The organism is Spirosoma knui (assembly GCF_054780635.1).
In genome coordinates, this window is the sequence record NZ_BAAGVY010000001.1 from 920,867 (window position 1) to 941,318 (window position 20,452).

Below are 20,452 nucleotides of genomic sequence, written 5' to 3' on the forward strand. Positions count from 1 at the left end.
GCACCGACTCCACCAATTTCACCAGCTCGAATGACTAAAATCAGCACCCGCTCGTTTCCTGACCTGCTGATTCATCTTGGCATTATCATAGCCCTGTTGGCAGCCTTATTTCTGGCTTTCTTCTTTATTTACCTGCCTTTCACCACGAATCACGGGCAAACCATTACGGTGCCGGACGTAACGAAGCTGAGCTTTGATGAGATGCAGAATATCCTGGATGACCGCGACCTTCGGTACGAGGTTAGCGATTGCACATTTGTTGCCGGATCGCAGCCGTTAACGGTCATTCAGCAGTACCCACGGGCCAACTCCAAAGTGAAAGAAGGGCGTAAAATATACCTGACCATCACCAAACGGGTTGCGCCGATGGTGTCCATGCCGAAGCTAGTCGATATGATTGACCGCAGCGCCGAGCTGATGCTGAAATCAATGGGTCTGGAAGTGGGCGAGCTTACTTACGTACCGGATGTAGGCAAAAACAAGGTCTTACGCCAACTGTACAACGGCAAAGAGATAACTCCCGGTACGCCCATCCAGAAAGGCGCAAAAGTCGATCTTGAAATTGGCGATGGGCTGGGTAATACCATGTTTGAGATTCCGAACGTTGTAGGATTGCCCCTCGATGAAGCCGAAGCCGCAATTCGGGGGTCTAATTTGAAAGTTGGCACGAAAATTCCTGTTGATGACCCCGAAAAGGAAGTTGGCACGGTAGTTCGTCAACGACCTGAGGCTCGATCTGGTGAGCGCATCCGCGTCGGTGAAACGATGGATTTATGGATTGTAGGGCCAGTTGAGCCGGATCAATAAGAATTGCTTCTGGTACTATTCAATGGGAATTGCTTTCGTTACTCAACTAAACACTGCGCCTGCCAGAAGCCGCCTGGTCGGTCTGGCGCTGGTTCTATTGACCCTGGTCCGTTCGTCCGTTTTTGCGCAAACACCCCTGAGCCTTCCGTTTTTCGACGATTTCTCGACGGCGGGTGACCCGGCCGGTGGGGCTCGGCCTGATCCGGCCCGGTGGCAGCCCGGCAGCGGTGTGTACATCAACAATACGATGGCCATCAACCAGCCTACGGTTAATGTCGCTTCGTTTGATGGGCTGCGGGCCAATGGACGCCCCTACGTACTAAGTAGTCAGTTTTCACAGGGGTATACGGATACGTTAGCATCTTTACCCATCAATCTGGCAGGGCTTACAGCTGCAGATTCAGTTTATTTAAGTTTTTACTGGCAGATAAAAGGGTACGGCGAACTGCCCGATGCTGGTGATTCGCTGACGGTTCAGTTTCTGGACCGGAACGGTACGTGGCGAACCGTTTGGCAGCAGGAAGGGGGAACTCCCGACAATAACTTTGTGCTGCAATTTATCCCCGTTCGCGACGCCGATTTTTTTCACGCCGGGTTTGCGTTCCGGTTCCGTTCGTATGGGCGGGAGTCGGGGCCGTTCGATACCTGGCACGTTGATTACATTTACCTGAACCGGGGTCGGTCCATCACGGACCGTTACGTCAAAGACGTTGCGATTCGTCAGCCGCTTAGTCCGCTGCTGAAACGTTATACGGCCATGCCCCTGACGCAGTATCTGGTGAATCCAGCCGCCGAAACTGCCGACTCGGTCACGACGGAGATCAACAACATATTCAACAATTTTAACTTCACGACCTTTCGGTTTACGGTGCGCGATGAGGTATCGGGGCGAATCATTCAGGATACCCCACAAACTAATTCGGTGCTGATCGGATCGTTGAGTTCACAGGCGAAAAGTGCTAAGCCAGTTCCCGCCACTGATTTGGGTACGGCTACATCGGCCACGTTACGTTATAAATTCGATCTGCTGACGACCGACGATCAGAATCCGTCGATCGAAGGCGTTAACCTGCGCCAGAATGATACTATTTCGGCTGTGGCTACGCTTGGCGACTACTACGCGTACGACGACGGAACCTGGGAGTACGCGCAGCAGATCCGGCAGCGCGAACAGATTGCCGTACGATACATTCTGAATAAACCCGATGCCATTGCGGGCGTTCGGGCCTGCATTGTGCCCTTCAACACGAACCAGACCGGGCAGTCGTTCGTCATCAATGTATACAGCAACCGGGGTGGGCGGCCGGGCAATCCGATCTACCAGAAGTCATTTGCTACCCAGTATCCAACCAGCCGAAACGGATTTGTCGAGTACCTGTTTGACCGAAGTGTAGCCGTTACCGATACGTTCTACGTCGGCTATCAGCAGATCAGCAGCAGCGATACTACATTGCTGCGGCTAGGGTTTGACAAGAACAGCCCGTTCGGTTCGCAGATATTCTACAATGGCGGCTCAAACTGGGACCAGAATCTGAATCCGAACGCACCGAACAGTACCCTTAACATTCAGGGAGCCTTTATGCTGCGGCCGGTCATGGGTGGCAAACCCGACACGGTCGTAACCGCAATTCCGAAGCCGGAGCCACTAGCACCGTTACAGATATACCCAAATCCGACAACTGGACTGATTCGTTGGGATGAACCACACCTGACCCGTCTGGAAGTGACCAACCTGAGTGGTCGCCTGCTATACACGATCGAACCAAGTCGCGGCCAGCAAACGTTAGATTTGAGCTACCTGCCTGACGGGTTCTACCTGATTCGTTTATCGACAGACCGACGCACGGTAGTACAGAAGTTTATTGTTCAACACTAACCCGGTGCCAACCGCTAACGTTGGTTACCCCATACTGATCACACATGGATATTACCGTACAGGAGCTGAAGGAACGGCTCGACAAAGGCGAGAAGTTAAATCTCTTCGACGTTCGTGAGCCAAACGAATACGAAGCCGACAACATTGGTGCTACGTTGATTCCGCTGGGCGAGTTGCCCTACCGGATGGATGAACTTGACGGCTTGCAGGACGAAGAGGTTATTGTACATTGCCGGTCGGGGGCACGTAGCGCGAGAGCGCAGCAATTACTGGAAGAGAACGGATTCAATAACGTTCGGAACGTAACGGGCGGCATACTGGCGTACCGGGCGCAGTAAGCGCCTATCCAAAATTCACAGTAGGACGTATAGGGTGAAAAAGAAGTGTAATACCTCTTTTTCACCCTATACGTGTATATATCCATTCAACCAGCCCATCGTCATCCGGGTGGAACCATGTATACGCGCCCTGGTTGCGGAACCACGTTAGCTGGCGTTTGGCGTATCGGCGGGAGTTTCGTTTCAGCATCCGGACCATTTCTTCATAGTCATACTCGCCATCCAGAAATGGAAACACTTCCTGATAACCCACTGTATGAAGAGCGGACAGATCGCGATAGGGCAGTAACGATTGCACTTCCTCAACCAGCCCGGCGGCAAGCATAGCATCCATACGGGCCTCGATACGAGCATACAATTCATCACGGGGCCGTTCGAGCGCTATCAGTACCGTCCGGAAAGGGCGCTCCGCCGTTTGCTGCCGACGAAACGACGAATACGGCTGGCCGGTACTTAGACAAATCTCCAGCGCCCGCGTTACGCGCACCGGATTTTGCAGGTCGGCGGTTTGGGCGTACTGCGGGTCAAGCTGGCGGAGCTGCTGCTGAAGCGATTCCAGACCCTGCTCATGAAGTTTCTTGAACAGTTCGTCGCGCAGAGCGGGATCGACAGGGGGGAGATCGTCGAGGCCAACACAAACAGCATTGATGTATAAGCCCGTTCCCCCCGACAGAATGACGGTATTTTTAACCTTAAACAACTCATCGAGTACCGTCAGGCATTCCCGTTCGTACCGACCGGCATTGATTGGATCTGTGATCGTGTGCGAATCGATGAAGTGATGCCGGACTCCGTTCATCTCGTCCGGGGACGGCTTGGCGGTGCCAATAGTCAATTCCCGGTACAGTTGGCGCGAATCGGCTGAAACCACATCGGTTTGCAATAAACTGGCTAGGCGAATGCATAAAGCTGTTTTACCAACGGCGGTAGGGCCCGCAATGATAACGAGTGTTTTCAAAACTGGTAAGTAATCTTTCCCACAAAAGTAATGTGGTGCAGGAGAAGGTGCAGGCACACAACTGGGATTCTCGTCGGTAGCATTACAAATAAGATTTAGCTGACTCGCCAGTCTGCGATTTAGGGCCGTAAGTATTTATAGCCATTCTTTCTCGTATATTACTTAAAAAAACTTTGTCGTTTTGAAAAACATATCATTTCTGATTAGTAGGTATTTATGTTTTTTACGGCCTACTTGTCCAGATGCCCTAGCCTGTGTTTTAAAAATATTTTAGCGTAAACCTATATATTTGCTTTGAGTACAAATGCCTTCAAATCAATAAGTTACCCACCAAAAGGTTAGTGAAATGCTTTCTATGAATGATCAAATTCGTATTCAGAGGCCAGGTGATACTACACATCAGGCTTTGAAAAAAACGCTGGACATTATTTGTGGCAAATGGCGACTGTATATTATTTACCAGCTAGGCATGGATTCGCGTCGATATGGCGAACTACGTCGTATGATTCCTGAAGTAAGCGAAAAGGTTTTGGTTCAGGAGCTTAAGGAGTTAGTTACGCTTGGGGTAATTCAGAAAAAATCATATGGTGAAGTTCCGCCCCGCGTTGAATACAGTTTAACCACAAAAGGCCAGGAAGTACTCCCAACGTTACTAAAGCTTACCTCGATTGGCGAAACGTTTCTGGAGCCGTAGCCGCGTTAACTATTTCTGACTCTATAGTGTTACCAGTAAGACTATATTTAGCCAGAATCAATGAATTTAAGACTATGCTGCGGCCTACTACTGACTTTATGGACCACTCAACCGGTCCATAGCCATCTGCAGCATACCCGATTAGTTTCTAAGGTTGATCAGCCTGTTCATAAAGCAGCTTGGTCGATGACTTATAGTAAATCGCTGCGATTTAATGTATACACGTTCAACGTAACAACCGCCGATAGTGGGGCCGTCCGCGACATGACGATCAAGGCCTACCGGGGCGAGTTGTTGCTAACGAACTTTCGAACGCGTATTGATGGAGCGGTTGTTGGGGCCGAAGTCGCCGATCTCGATGGCAACCGTTTTCCGGAGTTATACGTCTATAGTGCCAGTCAGGGCAGTGGTTCGTTTGGGCGGGTATACGGCTGGCAGTTCCTGCTCGAACGTATTGCGAACGTTTCTCTAGCGAACTGGAATCTTAACGCTGCCGACGGGTATATGGGGCACGACAGCCTTTGGGTGGAGCGCGATGTACTCTGCCGAAAATACCCCGTTTATCAATCGGGAGATGCGAATGCCGAGCCTTCGGGGGGCGTTCGCATGCTGCGTTACCGGCTCCGACCCGCGGGTGAGGGATTTGCCTTGATGGCTGAACAATGAGTACTTATAACGAGAACGGCCAGCCTCTATAGAGGCTGGCCGTTCTCGTTATGTAACGTATTGAAGCACTTCCTTAAAACACCTTGAAGCCCAAGGAAACCGTGGCGATCCCCAAAAAACCGGTGATGTTTTTGTCTTTATAAACGCCACCAACCGGTACGGCATACCGTACGTCAACGTCCAGGAATGGAACGGGCGTGTAGCCAACTCCCAACTCGACAGCATACGTAAAATCCAGAACTTCCAGGTTCTGAGATTCGTAGCGGTTAAGCAGATTGGTCTTGCTGGTAGTTGCTGGAATCTCGGTCTGTGGGAAACCCACGGTGGTATTAGCGTTAATAACTCCGGTATTCGTGCGAGTAGCCTCGGCCTTTTGTACAAATATGAGGTTAGGCCCAATATAGCCCCGAAGTCTACCATCCATCCAGCGTTTGCCGAACAGGATCGGTACGTTAATCGATTCCAAAACCGACTCCGATACTACGTTCAGCGAGGCATTGACCAGACCGGGCTGAACGCTGACCGGCAACGCATTCGCCAGCGAAGGATTGGCGTTTACGTCGAGGGTAACAGCGGTTTTTTGCTTCAGCACGAACCGGTTATAGGTAGCTTCGGCCTGAATGAAAAACGAGTTGAAGTTCTTGCGAACCCATAGGCCACCGCTATAGCCGTAACCGATGCCATTATTCTTATTTTCGAGAGCGGGTACCTGAACGCCGGAGCTGCCTATTGACTGCGACGGGATGTTTGTGAAACCGTGGGTGAACGTAGCGCCACCTTTAACGCCGAATTCAAGGGGGCGAACGGGCGAAGTACCGGAGCCGGTCTGCGCCTGAGCTACGGATACCGCCGATGCGAGCAGCAAACCGACTACTGATAGTTTATAGTGTTTCATGAGTGATGTTATTGTTGCAGCAGCACACGCCGATAGTTGGCTGCGTTTACCTGCGGAATCGTTGAACCATACTTGCCGTTGATGCCCTTGATAATCTCATTCGCAACTAGAGCGTAGCCTGCGGGCGTTAAGTGAATACCGTCAAGGCTAAAAACTCCGCCCTGAATAAAGGCGGCTGAATAGGTTACGCCATTCTGCGTATAACCGCCTGCCTGCGCCAGCTGCTGAAAAATAGGATTAACGTCTACGTAAGCGGCTCCTTTGGCGTCGGCCTGGGCTTTCATGATGCCGTTAAATTCGTTTATCCGACTAGTTAAAGCGGTTACTTCATCAGCATCCAGTACATATTGGTCAGGTATCGGATTCGCAGCGCTTAAACCAACTCCTCTGGCTATGAAGCTGTTCAGTAGAGGGGCTACTGATAACAAGAAGTAATCGCCAGTGCGAGATAACCGAACACCACCAGGAGCCGACTTTGATCGAATGGCTAACCCAGTTAGCCCTTGAGATTGCAATAGAGCAGCAACCTGATTCGTAACTGTAGTAAAGAATGGAGCTTGTATAATGTTCGGGATGCCAATTACAACCCCTTTTCTACCGCCTTCCGTTAATTTATTCATGATGGCAGTATAATTAGTCGTGAAGAGATCAGCGCTTGTTAATCCGTTTGCTGAATTTTCTGCACCGATACCCCCGGAGATAGCATAACCAAGCGCATCATTATTGCCGAGCCAGCAAGAAAAGAAAGTGGCCCCAGCGAGATTATTACTAGCGTATTGAAAATATGTAGTTGCTAAGGCCTGATCCGTTAGTAGTCGCTCAAAATACGGATTACCGGCCCCTGGTGACCCATAGCCAACCGTTAAAATATTCGACATTCGGATTCCAGGAACACCCAAGTTTTGATTTGCTTCGGTAAACTTGGTGTATTGGGGGCCTCCACTTGTCGACAATCCACGCACCGCTAATTGTGTCTTGGTTGTATCGAAAGTGGGCAGACTAGTTGCACTAGCTGGTAGCTTACGCAGGCGAATGTACCCGGATCCATTTGCCTGTGCTTCCGTGAATAAAGGCTGCACAAAATTTCCTCCGCCTACGAGCTTAAACTGCCCGGCTAAAATGTTAGGATAGGAGTTAAGCTGCCCGTCACGATACAGACCACCGTCTGCGTACCCTGCTGTTAACGAGTTACCAACCGCTACGTATTTGGTGAAATCGGCACTGCCCTGATTGGGCGTACCGCCATTGCCACCGAACGGGTCAATGTCATTGTCCTTACAGGCTGTCAGGCCGACAAACATTGTCAGCAACAGCCCCCACCTCATGTTAAATTTCATGCTCAAAAGCCTGGAGTAGGGTTACAAATAAAGAAAGAACGTAAAAGTAGGGGCTTTTGCCTGCATGGGTGGGTTAAAAAGGGATAAAACTTATCGAAGACATAATATGAATTCTAAAACAATCACAAAACCAGTGGGTTGTTTCAGACGAGCGGACTTCCGTACTTGTACGCCGTTCAATCATTGTTCCATCAAACCATATTAAATCAAATGGGAATCTTATCGTTCTTTAAAGGAGTTGGTGAAAAAATCTTCCACAAAGACCAGGTCGCTGCACCGGCTGATGCTTCGCAGGCAGAGAAGGTTGAGCCTTTACGGGCCCAGGCGTTGCTTGATCACGTTAAACAACTCGGACTTGCCTACAACAGCTTAACCGTTAAGACCAAAGGCGACACGGTGATATTGAGTGGTTCCGTGAAGTCGCAGGAAGATGCGGAGAAGATTGCCCTGGCGGTCGGTAACGTAGAAGGCGTATCAGCAGTAGATAACCAACTGTCTGTCGACCAGCCAACCCCCGAAGGTAAATTCTACACGGTGAAGTCGGGTGACACCTTATCAAAAATTGCCAAAGAAGTCTACGGCGATCCCATGAAATATGGTATCATTTTCGAGGCTAACAAACCGATGCTCAAAGATCCGGATCTGATCTATCCCGATCAGGTGCTTCGGATTCCACAATTATAAGTAAATAGAGCAAAGGGCGGGGGCTTAGGGCAGATGGGAAAATACAAACCCTGTGCCTTAAGCCCCTCGCCCTTTACCTTATACGCAGAATAGCCTTTCCGAACATTCATACGTTCGCCCGGTTTATGCTACGTAACCAACGTATGAAAAATGGCCGTTCATTTATTATCCTTACTGAAAGATCAGTTCACACCCGGCGTAATTGATCAACTCAGCGGTGAGCTGAACGAATCTCCGGCTAATACGCTCAAAGCCGTTAATGGATCGTTGCCGGTGCTGCTTGGCGGCCTCACCCGACGGGTACAGGCAACCGGCGGAGCAACATCCATTATTAATTTTCTCGAAAAAAACGATTATAGCCAGACGCCGTTCGATGTGTCGCAGGTGACCGATACGCACCGGGAAACTGCCGATACTACAGCCGCTGGTCGGCCTTTTCTCGACGAAGTGTTCGGGGATTCGCTCACCCGTACCGGCGAACTGATTGGTACGTACAGTGGCACAAAACCCCAATCGGTCCTGACAATCCTAGGTTTGGCGGGATCGGTGCTGATGGGCGTGCTGGGCCGACAGGAGCAGGAGAAAGGCTTAACCGCCGAAAGTTTAAGAACACTGCTGCTGGGGCAGGCCACCGAGTTTCGCAAAGCGGTACCGAGCGGTCTCGATGGGGTGAGCAGCCTGCTCGGTTTCGATGAACTCGTTACGCCTGCCGGTCCGCAAACCGAAGTTCAGGGTACCGATAACTTCAGCGGAACGATCGTGAATCCAAATATTCCGAAAAGTGCCGAAGGCGATCGTCGACACGAAAACGTTCGCTGGTTACGCTGGGCCATGTTTGCGCTGGCGGCCCTAGTGATTGCCTTGCTGGTGCAGAAATGCAGCGAAAATCAGAACGGCATCGATGGCGTGAGCACCGACTCAACGGCCCGGGTGGAATCGGATGGTGTTGAAGATACGTCGGCCGCTACTAAACAAAGCATTCAGGATGCCAACGGACAGGTTGCCGACTCGACAGCACCGGGTGCGTTGGGTATCCGGGATTCCGCTACGTCGGATGCCAGCGGGTCATCGGGGCGTGGGCCAGAGGTGCGGACCCAGGTCGAATTGCCGGGTGGTCGTCGGCTGAATCTGGTCGAAAACTCGTTTACGGCAAAATTGGCTCAGTTTCTGGGCAGTAAGCCGAAGCAGCCCGAGCGCACGTTTACGTTCGACAACCTTACCTTCGAAACCAATTCATCGCGGATTACCGTCGAATCTCGTCCGAACGTAAATGATCTGATTGAAATCATGAAGGCTTACCCTGGCCTTCACATTCGGGTCGAAGGGCATACGGACAATACCGGTGATGCGAGTGCCAACAAAAAGCTGTCGCTCGATCGGGCTAATGCCGTTAAGGAAGCGCTTTCGGCAGCTGGTGTTGAATCGGATCGGGTAACAACGCAGGGATTTGGTGCATCGAAACCGACCGCCAGCAACGACTCGCCGGAAGGGCGTCAGCAGAACCGGCGAATTGACGTAGCCATTACGAAATTATAAGGCCAATAAATCAACTAACTCAACGAATGAAAACGATGACACGTAGTAATGCAAACCGGATTAAACACGGTCTCTTGACAGGTTTACTGGTCAGTGCCAGTCTGACCGTCTGGAGTTGTTCCGGAAACAAAGAGAACAACAGCGAATCGACGTCGACGAGTACGATGAGCGATTCGGCCAATACCACCGCCGACAGTTCAGTATTTGGCCGCCAGGGTGATACACTTAATTCATCGAGTATGGATGCCCCCCAGCAGGCACCCCCCGATAGTGCCAGTGCCCGTGGGGCCGTAGTACCCGCTGAAGTAAAGGTGAAAGTCAAAAAGTAGACGGATTAAAGCCGTTACAAAGTCGGTGAGCGGGTTAGTTGGCGGGTAATCGTTATTTTGCCAACGAATTGACTTGCTCACCGACTTACTCTGTTACTTATGTTTGTTGACGCTATTGAACGCGTTGATCCGTTTACCCGACCTGTGCACTCCATTGTCCGACTATATGGTCATGATCAGATCGTACCGGGCAGTGCTACATTATTTTTTGTGAATGAAGAGGGCTGTGCTGTCACCTGCAAGCACGTGGCCGAACTCATTGCCCAGACCGATACGATTCATCAGAATTACCGAAGCTTTCAGGGTGCCCGCCGGGATGTGCTGCGCGAAAAAGATGCCGGGCAGCGTATTAGCCAGCTTGAAACAAAATTTAAGCTTAAATCTGATACCATAATCCGGGTGCGGAATAGCTTTATTTCCTGCGTAGATCAGTACAAGGAACTGACCATCGACGCGCACCCCACTCAGGACTTGGCCATTCTACGCTTCAAAGGCTATAACCGAGCCTTGTACCGATCTCATGCCGTCTTGTTGGGCGATACGAGCCGCGTGAAGCCGGGTCGTAGCCTGTGCCGACTCGGATATCCCTTTCCTGAATTTACCAACTACCGCTACAATCCGTCTACGGACGATATTGAGTGGACTACAGAAGGACGAATCGCTTCGCCCCATTTCCCCATTGATGGTATCATTACCCGACTGTTAAGCGATCAGCAAGCCATTACGGGTATTGAAATGAGTACGCCTGGTCTGCGGGGACAGAGTGGAGGACCGCTGTTCGATCCCAAAGGCATTATCTACGGTATGCAATCGGCTACCCGACACCTGCACCTTGGCTTCGATATTGAAGATCGTCAGGTACTCGTGAACGGGCGCAAGAGCCGCGTGTCGAACTACCCATTTCTAAACGTTGGCCAGTGCGTTCATGTCGATGTGATCAAGGCGTTTCTTCGGGAGCGGGACGTAAAATTCTACGAGGAGTAGCGCGCTCGATTGCTCTACACATAACATATTGCTTTCGTAGACAACCACTAGTCGTACTCCCGCTATTCCGCAGGTTGGTTGTATCTTTGAGCGGCCAACATCTCTTTTTATGCCTCAATTAACGGATGTCACTTCTCAACAAACCAGCTTGTCCATGGACGCGCTAGCCTTGCTAAAGCAACTAATTGCAATTCCCTCATTTAGCCGGGAGGAAGACAAAACAGCCGCTTTACTTGAAGAATTTTTTCAGAATAAAAAGATACCGTATCAACGGCTTAAGAATAATGTCTGGGCTAAAAACCGCCATTTCGACCCAGCGAAGCCAACGCTGCTGTTAAACTCACACCACGATACGGTTAAGCCCAACAAATCCTGGACGCTCGATCCGTTTGAACCCCTTGAGCGCGACGATAAGTTGTTTGGCCTGGGCAGTAACGATGCGGGTGGATGTCTGGTGTCGCTGCTGGCCACTTTCGCTTACTTCCACGACCGGCCCGATATGGCCTATAATCTCGTGATGGCAGCCACCGCCGAAGAGGAAATCTCCGGCCGCGACGGACTGGAGCTACTCTTACCCGAATTGCCCGCCATCAGTTTTGCGATTGTTGGCGAACCCACCGAAATGCAATTAGCCATTGCCGAAAAAGGGTTACTCGTTCTGGATTGTACGGCGCATGGCGTCAGTGGGCATGCCGCCCGTCACGAAGGCGACAACGCGATTTATAAAGCTATTCAGGATATCAACTGGCTAACGACGTATCAATTTCCGAAGGTGTCACCAACGCTGGGACCAGTGAAGTTATCGGTGACAATCATCAATGCCGGCACGCAGCACAACGTAGTACCCGACACCTGTACGTTCACCATCGATGTGCGCGTGACGGAGCAGTACACGCTCGAAGAAGTGATTGAAACCATACGAACTAATATCCAGTCCGAAGTGAAGCCCCGCTCGATCCGGTTGAAGCCATCGAGTATTCCGGCCGATCACCCGATTGTGCAGGCGGGTATTGCGTTAGGGCGTCATACCTACGGCTCACCAACCACGTCTGACCAAGCCGTGCTGAACTGTCCGTCGTTAAAATGCGGACCGGGCCATTCGGGGCGCTCTCACTCAGCCGATGAATTTATCTACCTCCGCGAAATTGAGGAAGGCATCGGCGGCTACATCCGTATGATCGAACAAGTCGTCTGAACTGATTGAGGGGCTGGTTTAACGTGAGTGTTGGATAACTTCTTTTTGTCATGCCTCGGGATGACAAAAAGAAGTTATGTATGCATAGCTTAGCCGTTGTCTTTGGCTGTTTCAGCAATCATAAAGTCAACAACGTCTTCGAGGCTTTCGCGCTTGGCATATTCCTTACGCTGCCGGGTAGCTCCGTTACCGCGTTTAAATAGAGCTCTGACGAGCGCCGAAACTTCATCCCACTCGCCATATTCCTCCAGGGCCGGTCGTACATAGGCCAGCAACTTATCAATCATAGCCCGGGCCGGAATGGCCTGACTGGACGACGTATCAATCAGGTTTTGCTCAAGGCCGAACCGGGCCGCCTGCCAGTGAGCTGCCCGTAAAATCTCCGGTCGAACGTGACGAATTTCCACGAATCGTTCGGCTTCGTCAGCACAAGTGCGGGCCAATGCGCGTATCAAACCGGCAAGAAGAACGGCCTCATCGACCGTCAGGCATACGTCAGATACCCGGAACTCCAACGTATTGTAATGCGACGAGGGGCGAATGTCCCAGTAAATCTTGGACGCTTCATCAATTATACCAGTCGCGATTAGTTCGCCCACTACGCGTTCGTACTCCGACCATGATTCAAATACCTGCGGCACACCGGTCGTTGGCCAGCGGCCCCAGAGTTCGGTTCGAAAGCTGGCGTAACCGGTATCGACGCCGAGCCAGAAGGGTGAGTTGGAGGCTAAGGCCAGTAACGAAGCCAGCCAGGGGCGCGAGCGGTTCATGACCTGAATCGCCATTTCCCGATTCGGAATGCCGACGTGCACATGGCAGCCAAAAATAAGCTGCTCCCGGGCTAGCTGCTGGTAACTTGTCGCGAGCTGTTCGTAGCGCTTCTTCGCCGTTATTTTTTGATTTTCCCAATGCGAAAACGGGTGAGTTCCGGCGGCAACGATACGGCTCCCTTCTTTCTCGGCGGCTTCAATCACGTGCCGACGTAAATGCGTTAGCTCCTGGCGCACGTCGCTGACCGTATGGCAGATAGACGTACCAATCTCGATCTGCGACCGGTACAGTTCGGGCGTCACCTGATCGCCCAGCGTGGCCTGCGCCTTAGGCAGAATGGCTTGTACGCGGGAACGTAACTCACGGGTGTCAGGGTGAATGATCTGATATTCTTCTTCAACCCCAATAGTAAACTCTTCAGATTTGGTAGCCACAGAATGGTTCGTTTAATACGTTACCAATCAGACGCTTGATTTGTTTTGGCGATCAAAAGACTGATTGAAATAAAGGGGAGCCGATAAGAAAATGCGGTCGAACTGCTTTATGCATTGTACTCTGTCTACTGATTGAATCTTATTTATGAAAAAGTCCTTTCTGCTTCTCACTGTATTTCTGATAAACTACCTGGCCCAGGCGCAGTCAACGAGCTGGCAACCAGTTCAGGGTAAAATTATGTCGCCCTGGGCCGACAAAGTAGACCCGGCTAATGTTCTGCCCGACTATCCACGACCACAACTTGTGCGAGGTAACTGGCTTAACATGAACGGGCTGTGGGACTACGCGCTCCTACCAAAGGCGGCTTCGGATAATGCACCTGCGACATTCAACGGCAAAATTCTGGTTCCTTATGCGGTTGAATCGGCCTTGTCGGGTGTCGGTAAAACGGTGGGGAAAGACAGCATTTTGTGGTATAAACGTACCGTTGCGATTCCTGCCAAATTTAAGGGACAGAATGTGCTGCTGCACTTTGGAGCCGTAGACTGGCAGTGTGACGTGTACGTAAACGGCCAGAAAGCCGGGTCGCACCAGGGGGGCTACGACCCATTTTCGTTCGACATTACGACACTTCTTAAAAAAGGAGCGCAGCAGGACGTAACGGTGCGCGTTTGGGACCCAACCAGCGACGGGCCACAGCCACGCGGTAAGCAGCTGAAGCGTCCACAAAGCATCTGGTATACGCCCGTAACGGGTATCTGGCAAACCGTTTGGCTGGAAGCCGTACCAAAAACTTATATCGCATCGACTAAACAGACGCCGGATATTGACAAGAAAACAGTAACCGTAAAGCCGACGGTAAGCAACCTACAAGCCACCGACCGGGTACGGATTACGGCTTTTGCCGATGGTCAGAAAGTAGCCGAACAGGAAGTGAATAGTGGGCAGGATGCGGTGTTGACCCTAAACGAGCCGAAATTATGGTCGCCGGAGAGCCCGTTCCTGTACGACCTGAACGTAGCCGTTGTTCGCAATGGCAAGGTCGTCGACGAAGCGAAAAGCTACTTTGCCATGCGGAAGATTTCGGTTGCCCCTGACAATAATGGTGTGCTCCGGATGCTATTGAATAACCGCTTTGTGTTCCAGTACGGGCCGCTCGACCAGGGGTGGTGGCCCGACGGTTTGTACACCGCGCCAACCGACGAAGCCCTTCGTTTCGATATTGAGAAGACCAAAGCAATGGGTTTCAATATGATCCGGAAGCACGTAAAGGTTGAGCCGGCACGCTGGTATAACTACTGCGATAAGCTGGGTATGCTGGTCTGGCAGGATATGCCCAGTGGTGACATGGGTAACGAGTGGGAGCAACGGCCCGGCATCATTGGCAAAGCGACCGAACGAAACCGTACACCTGAATCAGAGCAGACGTACCGGACGGAGTGGAAAGCCATTATGGACGCCAACCACAACTTTCCATCGATCGTGATGTGGGTGCCCTTCAATGAGGCCTGGGGCCAGTTCAAGACCGAAGAAATTACGAAGTGGACGATGGAATACGATCCGTCGCGGCTAGTGAACAGCGCCAGCGGTGGTAACTTTTATCCGGTCGGCCACATCCTGGATTTACACAATTATCCCGCACCCGCCATGCCTGATCCTGCCTATTTTGGTCAGAAGCAGGTAATTGTTTTGGGCGAGTTCGGCGGACTTGGTTTGCCATTGGAAGGGCATACCTGGCAGTCGAAGAACAACTGGGGATACCAAACCTTTAAGAGTGCCGAAGAAATGACCACCCGCTACATGACATTCATGGATCGCTTCGAGGATCTTATAAAGCGCGGTTTATCGGCAGCTGTATACACCCAGACAACTGATGTTGAAGTGGAAACGAATGGGCTAATGACCTATGACCGGAAGGTGGTGAAAATGCCCGAAGCTCAACTCAAACAAGCACACTCGAAGTTGTATAATCCGTCGCTGGTGAGCTTGAAGTAAGTTTTGATAAAGAATTTAAGATAACGCAGATTATAAGAGGATGCCGCTTGGCCTCGTCTGTGGCCAAGCGGCAGCAAAATGCTGGTAGTTAGAGATTTGTTTTATCGTTTCCCCGTAGCGTATGTTAAATTAGTTCGTGAGGCCGTTTCCAATTTGTCATTGAATATGCAATCGGTCGCTTTTAGGTAGTAAGCGAACGTTCGGAAAGATTTCTTAAAAAGCATGGTGCATTCCTTCTTGTTAGTTGGGCAGTCCAATATGTCTGGCCGTGGATTTCTGAATGAGGTGCCACCGATTTACGATGAGCACGTAAAAATGCTACGGAATGGGCGCTGGCAAATCATGACCGAACCCATTAACTACGATCGACCGTTTGCGGGAATTGGTCTCGCGGCTTCGTTTGCCGCGGCCTGGCGGGTGGAAAATAATACTGAAGATATTGGACTTATTCCGGCTGCAGAGGGTGGTTCGAGTCTTGACGACTGGGCAGTTGGCGGGGCGCTTTTTGACCATGCGGTATTTCAGGCCCGGTTGGCTCAGCGGAGTAGCCAGATCGAGGGGATTCTGTGGCATCAGGGCGAGAATGATTGCTTTCAGAACCGATCGAGCCACTATTATGAGAAATTTTCCAACCTCGTGGACGCTTTTCGACGTGAACTCAACAGCCCTCAACTTCCTCTCATCATAGGCGAACTCGGTCATTACATTCCCAAGGGACGGTATGATACGTATTTTACGGAGTTTGACGCCCTCAATCAAGCACTTTTAGAATTCGCCCGCTCACAGCCCAATTGCTATTTGGTAACGGCGTCCGGATTAACGGCCAACCCCGATGAGCTTCATTTCAATGCCGTTTCGCAACGGCGATTTGGCATTCGCTATTTCCAGGCTTATCATCATCGTCAGCATGTACTGGAGCCCATTGCCGACGAAACGGATCAGTTGGACCGTATTTATAGGCGGCCTTTGTTGAAAAGCGAGAAGATTACCCTGCTAGAAAACCAGTTTGCGAGCGGTAGGCTTTCTCTGGAAGATTTCGAGCGGCAACTAGCCAGCCTACGTGAAAGCTAACGATTTGAAAAATACGTTTTGTCATCCCAATTTCAGAAGGGATGACAAAACACACTCAAGGTAAAATCCTAAACAGGTTTAAATTATTAGTAGCCTAAACATTCAGCTCAGCTAATAATATCATGCTACGTTCGCTATTCGTCATCGTGTTGGTAATCTGTCTGATGGCAAGCGAATGGCCGGGGAAACCAATACCGGATACTAACTGGATGGAATACAATGGCGACGGCGCACGGAGTCACTATTCGGCCTTGTCGCAGATCAATCCGCAAAACGTAAACCAGCTTCGGGTAGCCTGGACGTATGCGTCGGGTGGCGCTGACACGGCCCTGAATCGGACGCAGATGCAGTGCAACCCCATTATTGTCGATGGGGTGCTGTATGGCGTTTCGGCTGGGACACAGGCATTTGCGCTGGATGCGGCTACGGGACAGGAACGTTGGAAAACGACAATTACCGACAATGGTGGAACAACCAGCCGGGGCGTTACGTATTGGGCCAATGGCACGGATAGACGTATTTTTTTCGGAGCGGGTAAATGGCTGTACGCCTTACATGCACTGACCGGGAAACCAATCGAGTCATTCGGCGAGGGCGGACGTATCGACCTTAAAAAAGGGATAGAGCGTCCGGGAGCCGATGAGTACGTAGTGTCGAATACACCAAATACAGTCTACAAAAACCTGATCATCGTTGGCGCTCGTGTGGCCGAAAGCGAAACGGCTTTGTTAGGGGATATTCGCGCTTACGACACCCGTACGGGAAAGTTAGTCTGGACATTTCATACCATTCCGCAGGCCGGTGAACTTGGTTACGAGACCTGGTTACCACGTCCGGCGCGGCAGCACGTGGGTGGAGCGAATGCCTGGGCCGGTATGGCTATTGACCGGGAGCGAGGGATTGTCTTTATCCCGACTGGTTCGGCCGCTTATGATTTTTACGGCGGCAATCGGAAAGGGAATAACCTGTTTGCCAATTGTCTACTGGCCTTGGATGCCAACACGGGTAAACGACTGTGGCATTACCAACTGGTGCATCATGACATCTGGGATCGTGACCCGCCCGCTCCACCGAATCTAATTACGGTTGTGCAGAAGGGTCCTGATGGGCGATCCAGACGTATTGACGCGGTTGCCCAGATTACGAAGCAGGGCTACGTGTTTGTGTTCGATCGGATAACGGGCAAGCCTTTATTTCCGGTGAACGAACAACCGGTTTCCGGGAAGGCCGTTGCCGGGGAGCAGCCGAGTGCTACACAACCTATTCCGGTCAAACCGTACTTCGCCCGGCAGTCGTTTACCGAAACCGATCTGAACCCGTTTGCTGCGAATCGCGATTCATTGCTGAACGTACTGCGTAAAGCTCAGACGGGTCGGGCTTACATTCCCATTACGGAGCAGATGACCATTTTCTTCCCCGGTACGGATGGGGGTGGGCAATGGGGAGGGGCCGCTGCTGACCCGCAAGGCACGTTATACGTACCATCGAAGGAAATTCCGGTGTACACATCGTTGGTGAAGCGTGAACAGCAGCCGACGGGAGCTGCCATGACCGGCGCGCAACTGTATAGCGTACGCTGTGCTGCCTGCCACGGTGCTGATCGACGCGGTAATCATGATGGGTCCTATCCGTCGCTGGTGGCTGTTGATAAACGTCTGTCTACAGCGCAGGTAAACCAAATCTTGTTGAAAGGTCGGGGCATGATGCCCTCATTCGCTCATCTATCCGAAACCGAACGTACCGCCATCGTTAATTTTCTTGCTCAGAAAAGCACTGAGTCGACCGTTGTCAATACACAGCAGGCGGCTGTACCGTATCAGCATACGGGTTATAATCGCTGGTACGATGCGAATGGCTATCCCGTCAGTACACCGCCCTGGGGTACGCTAACCGCCATTGACCTGAACACCGGTGAGCGCCGTTGGCAGGTACCACTCGGTGAGTATCCGGAACTTATCGCCAAAGGCATACCACCCACAGGGACCGATAACTACGGTGGACCGCTAATTACCGCCAGTAAGCTGTTGTTTATTGCCGCCAGTCGGGATGAATTGTTTCGGGCTTTCGATTCAGAGACGGGTAAAGAGTTGTGGCGGGCTCAGTTACCAGCCGCTGGCTATGCCTCGCCAAGCACCTATGCGGTTCAGGGCAAACAGTACATCGTCATTGCCTGTGGAGGTGGTAAACTCAAAACCAAGTCGGGGGACCGGTACGTAGCGTTCGCGTTACCCTAAGCAAAAAGGCGTTCCGGATTACCCAGGGCACTTAATTTATTGGCTTCTTTGCAATCTAGACGTAATCCGACAACATGAAACATAAGGTTATGAATGGCTTGTTGCTAGCGAGTCTGTTAAGTATCTCGTTTGCTTTTGCACAGCCGAAGAACGATTTTCCCAAGCCTACGACCCGTCAACTCAACTGGCAGCAGCTCGAAACAACGGCATTTTTGCACTTCACCGTGAATACGTTTACCGACAAAGAGTGGGGGGATGGCACCGAAAGCCCAGCTATTTTCAACCCGACTAAGCTAGATACGCGTCAGTGGATTAAAGCGTTAAAAGACGCGGGTTTTAAAATGGCGATTATTACGGCAAAGCACCACGATGGTTTCTGCTTATGGCCAACCAAAACGACCGAACATTCGGTTAAAAACAGTCCCTGGAAAGGTGGTAAGGGTGATGTTGTGAAGGAAGTTGCCGACGCCTGCCGGGAGTACGGACTTAAGTTTGGCGTTTATCTGTCGCCCTGGGATCGTCATGAGCCCCGCTACGGTACGGCCAGCTACAATGACTATTACAAAAGCCAGCTTCGCGAGCTGTTGACAAACTATGGCCCTATTTCGGAAGTGTGGTTCGATGGGGCGAAGGGCGAGAACGCCAAAGACATGACCTATGACTTCGATGGCTATTGGGCGCTCGTACGGCAACTACAGCCTAACGCTGTCATGTTCTCCGACGCTGGACCGGATGTGCGTTGGGTCGGTAATGAAGCCGGTAATGCAGGCGAAACCTGCTGGTCCACGATCAATACCGACGGATTGGCTCCGGGTAAGGCCGATCCTAAATACCTGAACCGCGGGGACGCTACCGGAAAACAGTGGGTTCCTGCCGAAACCGACGTATCGATCCGGCCAGGCTGGTTTTACCATGCTTCGGAGGATAGTAAGGTCCGATCACCTCAGAACCTGGTAAATCTTTACTACCAATCGGTCGGACGTAATAGTTTATTACTACTTAACGTACCGCCAAATCGGGAAGGTCTATTTTCGGATCAGGACGTAGCGAGTTTAAAAGAGTTCAGAAGCATCCTGGATGAAACCTTTAAGAAGAACCTTGTTTCGGGTAACCCTAAGCTGACCGATAAACAACTGGCTACGTTTACGACCCTGGCGGCCACGCAACCACTGACCATCGATCTGGGCTCAGAGCAGACGTTCGATCGGATTGTGATTCAGGAAAACATCGCGAATGGCCAGCACATCGCCAACGGCCGTGTCGAGTATTGGAACGGCACCGAGTGGCAACCGCTTCAGTCGTTTACCACAGTAGGTCATAAGCGGCTGTTACGCTTCCCCGCAGTACGTAGCAATAAGCTGAGGCTAATGATAACGAACGCAAACGGTCAGGTGCAGTTGGCAGAGTTCGGCGTGTATAAAGCATCTGCTCGAGAACAGTAGCCGCTTATTTGAATTACAAATAGAAGGCTGACGCTGGGCCCTTTACTGATTATCAACCAGACAACATACCACTAAAGTTATTCCAAGCGGGGCTGTTACGTACGTCGTACATAACAGCCCCGTTGCTTTATACTATGGGTTATCTCCCTGTATAATTATTTAGACTTATTTTAAATAACGCATTGTAGTTTGACACTTGTCTATT

General features: G+C 51.2%; 18 protein-coding genes. 14 read left to right on the forward strand and 4 right to left on the reverse strand.

Translation table 11 applies throughout. The features are described 5' to 3' along the window. Nucleotides 1–30: 30 nt before the first annotated feature. The 3 genes from ACYVIY_RS03725 to ACYVIY_RS03735 are packed head-to-tail and all read left to right on the forward strand — an operon-like array spanning nt 31 to nt 3,021. The gene (locus tag ACYVIY_RS03725) at nt 31–807 is read left to right on the forward strand and encodes a PASTA domain-containing protein (RefSeq protein ID WP_460974928.1); all 777 of its coding nucleotides are present in this window, start codon (nt 31–33) and stop codon (nt 805–807) included. Nucleotides 808–829: 22 nt separating this feature from the next. Next, nucleotides 830–2,683 (forward strand): T9SS type A sorting domain-containing protein, encoded by a 1,854-nt coding sequence (locus ACYVIY_RS03730; RefSeq protein ID WP_460974929.1) that lies wholly within the window; start codon nt 830–832, stop codon nt 2,681–2,683. A 44-nt stretch (nt 2,684–2,727) separates the two neighbouring features. Beyond that, nucleotides 2,728–3,021 carry a rhodanese-like domain-containing protein gene (locus ACYVIY_RS03735; protein WP_460974930.1) on the forward strand — a complete coding sequence of 98 codons (294 nt, stop codon included), beginning with the start codon at nt 2,728–2,730 and terminating at the stop codon, nt 3,019–3,021. A gap of 61 nt (nt 3,022–3,082) precedes the next feature. Here ACYVIY_RS03735 and miaA read toward each other — a convergent pair whose 3' ends face one another. Next, a complete protein-coding gene (gene miaA / locus ACYVIY_RS03740; protein WP_460974931.1) occupies nt 3,083–3,979 on the reverse strand; it encodes a tRNA (adenosine(37)-N6)-dimethylallyltransferase MiaA in 897 nt (298 codons plus the stop codon). A 406-nt stretch (nt 3,980–4,385) separates the two neighbouring features. Here miaA and ACYVIY_RS03745 point away from each other — a divergent pair, with 406 nt between their 5' ends. Then, nucleotides 4,386–4,673: a winged helix-turn-helix transcriptional regulator gene (locus ACYVIY_RS03745; RefSeq protein WP_460974932.1), complete on the forward strand. Its 288-nt coding sequence runs from the start codon at nt 4,386–4,388 to the stop codon at nt 4,671–4,673. A gap of 186 nt (nt 4,674–4,859) precedes the next feature. Further along, nucleotides 4,860–5,339 (forward strand): hypothetical protein, encoded by a 480-nt coding sequence (locus ACYVIY_RS03750; protein WP_460974933.1) that lies wholly within the window; start codon nt 4,860–4,862, stop codon nt 5,337–5,339. A gap of 73 nt (nt 5,340–5,412) precedes the next feature. Here ACYVIY_RS03750 and ACYVIY_RS03755 read toward each other — a convergent pair whose 3' ends face one another. Then, complete coding sequence (locus tag ACYVIY_RS03755) at nt 5,413–6,234, reverse strand: outer membrane beta-barrel protein (RefSeq protein WP_460974934.1); 822 nt, start codon at nt 6,232–6,234, stop codon at nt 5,413–5,415. Between the two features lie 8 nt (nt 6,235–6,242). Beyond that, nucleotides 6,243–7,571 carry an SGNH/GDSL hydrolase family protein gene (locus tag ACYVIY_RS03760; RefSeq protein ID WP_460974935.1) on the reverse strand — a complete coding sequence of 443 codons (1,329 nt, stop codon included), beginning with the start codon at nt 7,569–7,571 and terminating at the stop codon, nt 6,243–6,245. 210 nt (nt 7,572–7,781) lie between these two features. Between ACYVIY_RS03760 and lysM the strand changes: the two genes are divergently transcribed. The 5 genes from lysM (at nt 7,782) to ACYVIY_RS03785 (ending at nt 12,299) form a co-directional block, all read left to right on the forward strand. After that, nucleotides 7,782–8,255 carry a peptidoglycan-binding protein LysM gene (gene lysM, locus ACYVIY_RS03765; RefSeq protein WP_460974936.1) on the forward strand — a complete coding sequence of 158 codons (474 nt, stop codon included), beginning with the start codon at nt 7,782–7,784 and terminating at the stop codon, nt 8,253–8,255. Nucleotides 8,256–8,405: 150 nt separating this feature from the next. Further along, entirely contained in the window at nt 8,406–9,791 is a 1,386-nt protein-coding gene (locus tag ACYVIY_RS03770; protein ID WP_460974937.1) for an OmpA family protein, read from the forward strand. A 26-nt stretch (nt 9,792–9,817) separates the two neighbouring features. Then, nucleotides 9,818–10,120, forward strand: coding sequence for a hypothetical protein (locus ACYVIY_RS03775; RefSeq protein WP_460974938.1), 303 nt, complete (start codon nt 9,818–9,820; stop codon nt 10,118–10,120). Between the two features lie 99 nt (nt 10,121–10,219). After that, nucleotides 10,220–11,104 carry a S1 family peptidase gene (locus ACYVIY_RS03780; RefSeq protein ID WP_460974939.1) on the forward strand — a complete coding sequence of 295 codons (885 nt, stop codon included), beginning with the start codon at nt 10,220–10,222 and terminating at the stop codon, nt 11,102–11,104. A gap of 109 nt (nt 11,105–11,213) precedes the next feature. Continuing rightward, nucleotides 11,214–12,299 (forward strand): M20 family metallo-hydrolase, encoded by a 1,086-nt coding sequence (locus tag ACYVIY_RS03785; protein WP_460974940.1) that lies wholly within the window; start codon nt 11,214–11,216, stop codon nt 12,297–12,299. 89 nt (nt 12,300–12,388) lie between these two features. On the opposite strand, the gene ACYVIY_RS03790 is transcribed toward ACYVIY_RS03785, so the two are convergent. Then, on the reverse strand, nt 12,389–13,504 hold the full coding sequence (locus tag ACYVIY_RS03790; protein ID WP_460974941.1) for a carboxylate-amine ligase: 1,116 nt from the start codon (nt 13,502–13,504) through the stop codon (nt 12,389–12,391). Between the two features lie 145 nt (nt 13,505–13,649). On the opposite strand from ACYVIY_RS03790, the gene ACYVIY_RS03795 reads away from it, so the two are divergent. The 4 genes from ACYVIY_RS03795 (at nt 13,650) to ACYVIY_RS03810 (ending at nt 20,247) form a co-directional block, all read left to right on the forward strand. Further along, the gene (locus ACYVIY_RS03795) at nt 13,650–15,500 is read left to right on the forward strand and encodes a glycoside hydrolase family 2 protein (RefSeq protein ID WP_460974942.1); all 1,851 of its coding nucleotides are present in this window, start codon (nt 13,650–13,652) and stop codon (nt 15,498–15,500) included. A gap of 222 nt (nt 15,501–15,722) precedes the next feature. Then, nucleotides 15,723–16,571 carry a sialate O-acetylesterase gene (locus ACYVIY_RS03800; protein WP_460974943.1) on the forward strand — a complete coding sequence of 283 codons (849 nt, stop codon included), beginning with the start codon at nt 15,723–15,725 and terminating at the stop codon, nt 16,569–16,571. A gap of 164 nt (nt 16,572–16,735) precedes the next feature. Beyond that, the gene (locus tag ACYVIY_RS03805) at nt 16,736–18,805 is read left to right on the forward strand and encodes an outer membrane protein assembly factor BamB family protein (protein WP_460975146.1); all 2,070 of its coding nucleotides are present in this window, start codon (nt 16,736–16,738) and stop codon (nt 18,803–18,805) included. Between the two features lie 74 nt (nt 18,806–18,879). Beyond that, nucleotides 18,880–20,247 (forward strand): alpha-L-fucosidase, encoded by a 1,368-nt coding sequence (locus ACYVIY_RS03810; protein WP_460974944.1) that lies wholly within the window; start codon nt 18,880–18,882, stop codon nt 20,245–20,247. The last annotated feature ends 205 nt before the right edge of the window (nt 20,248–20,452 follow it).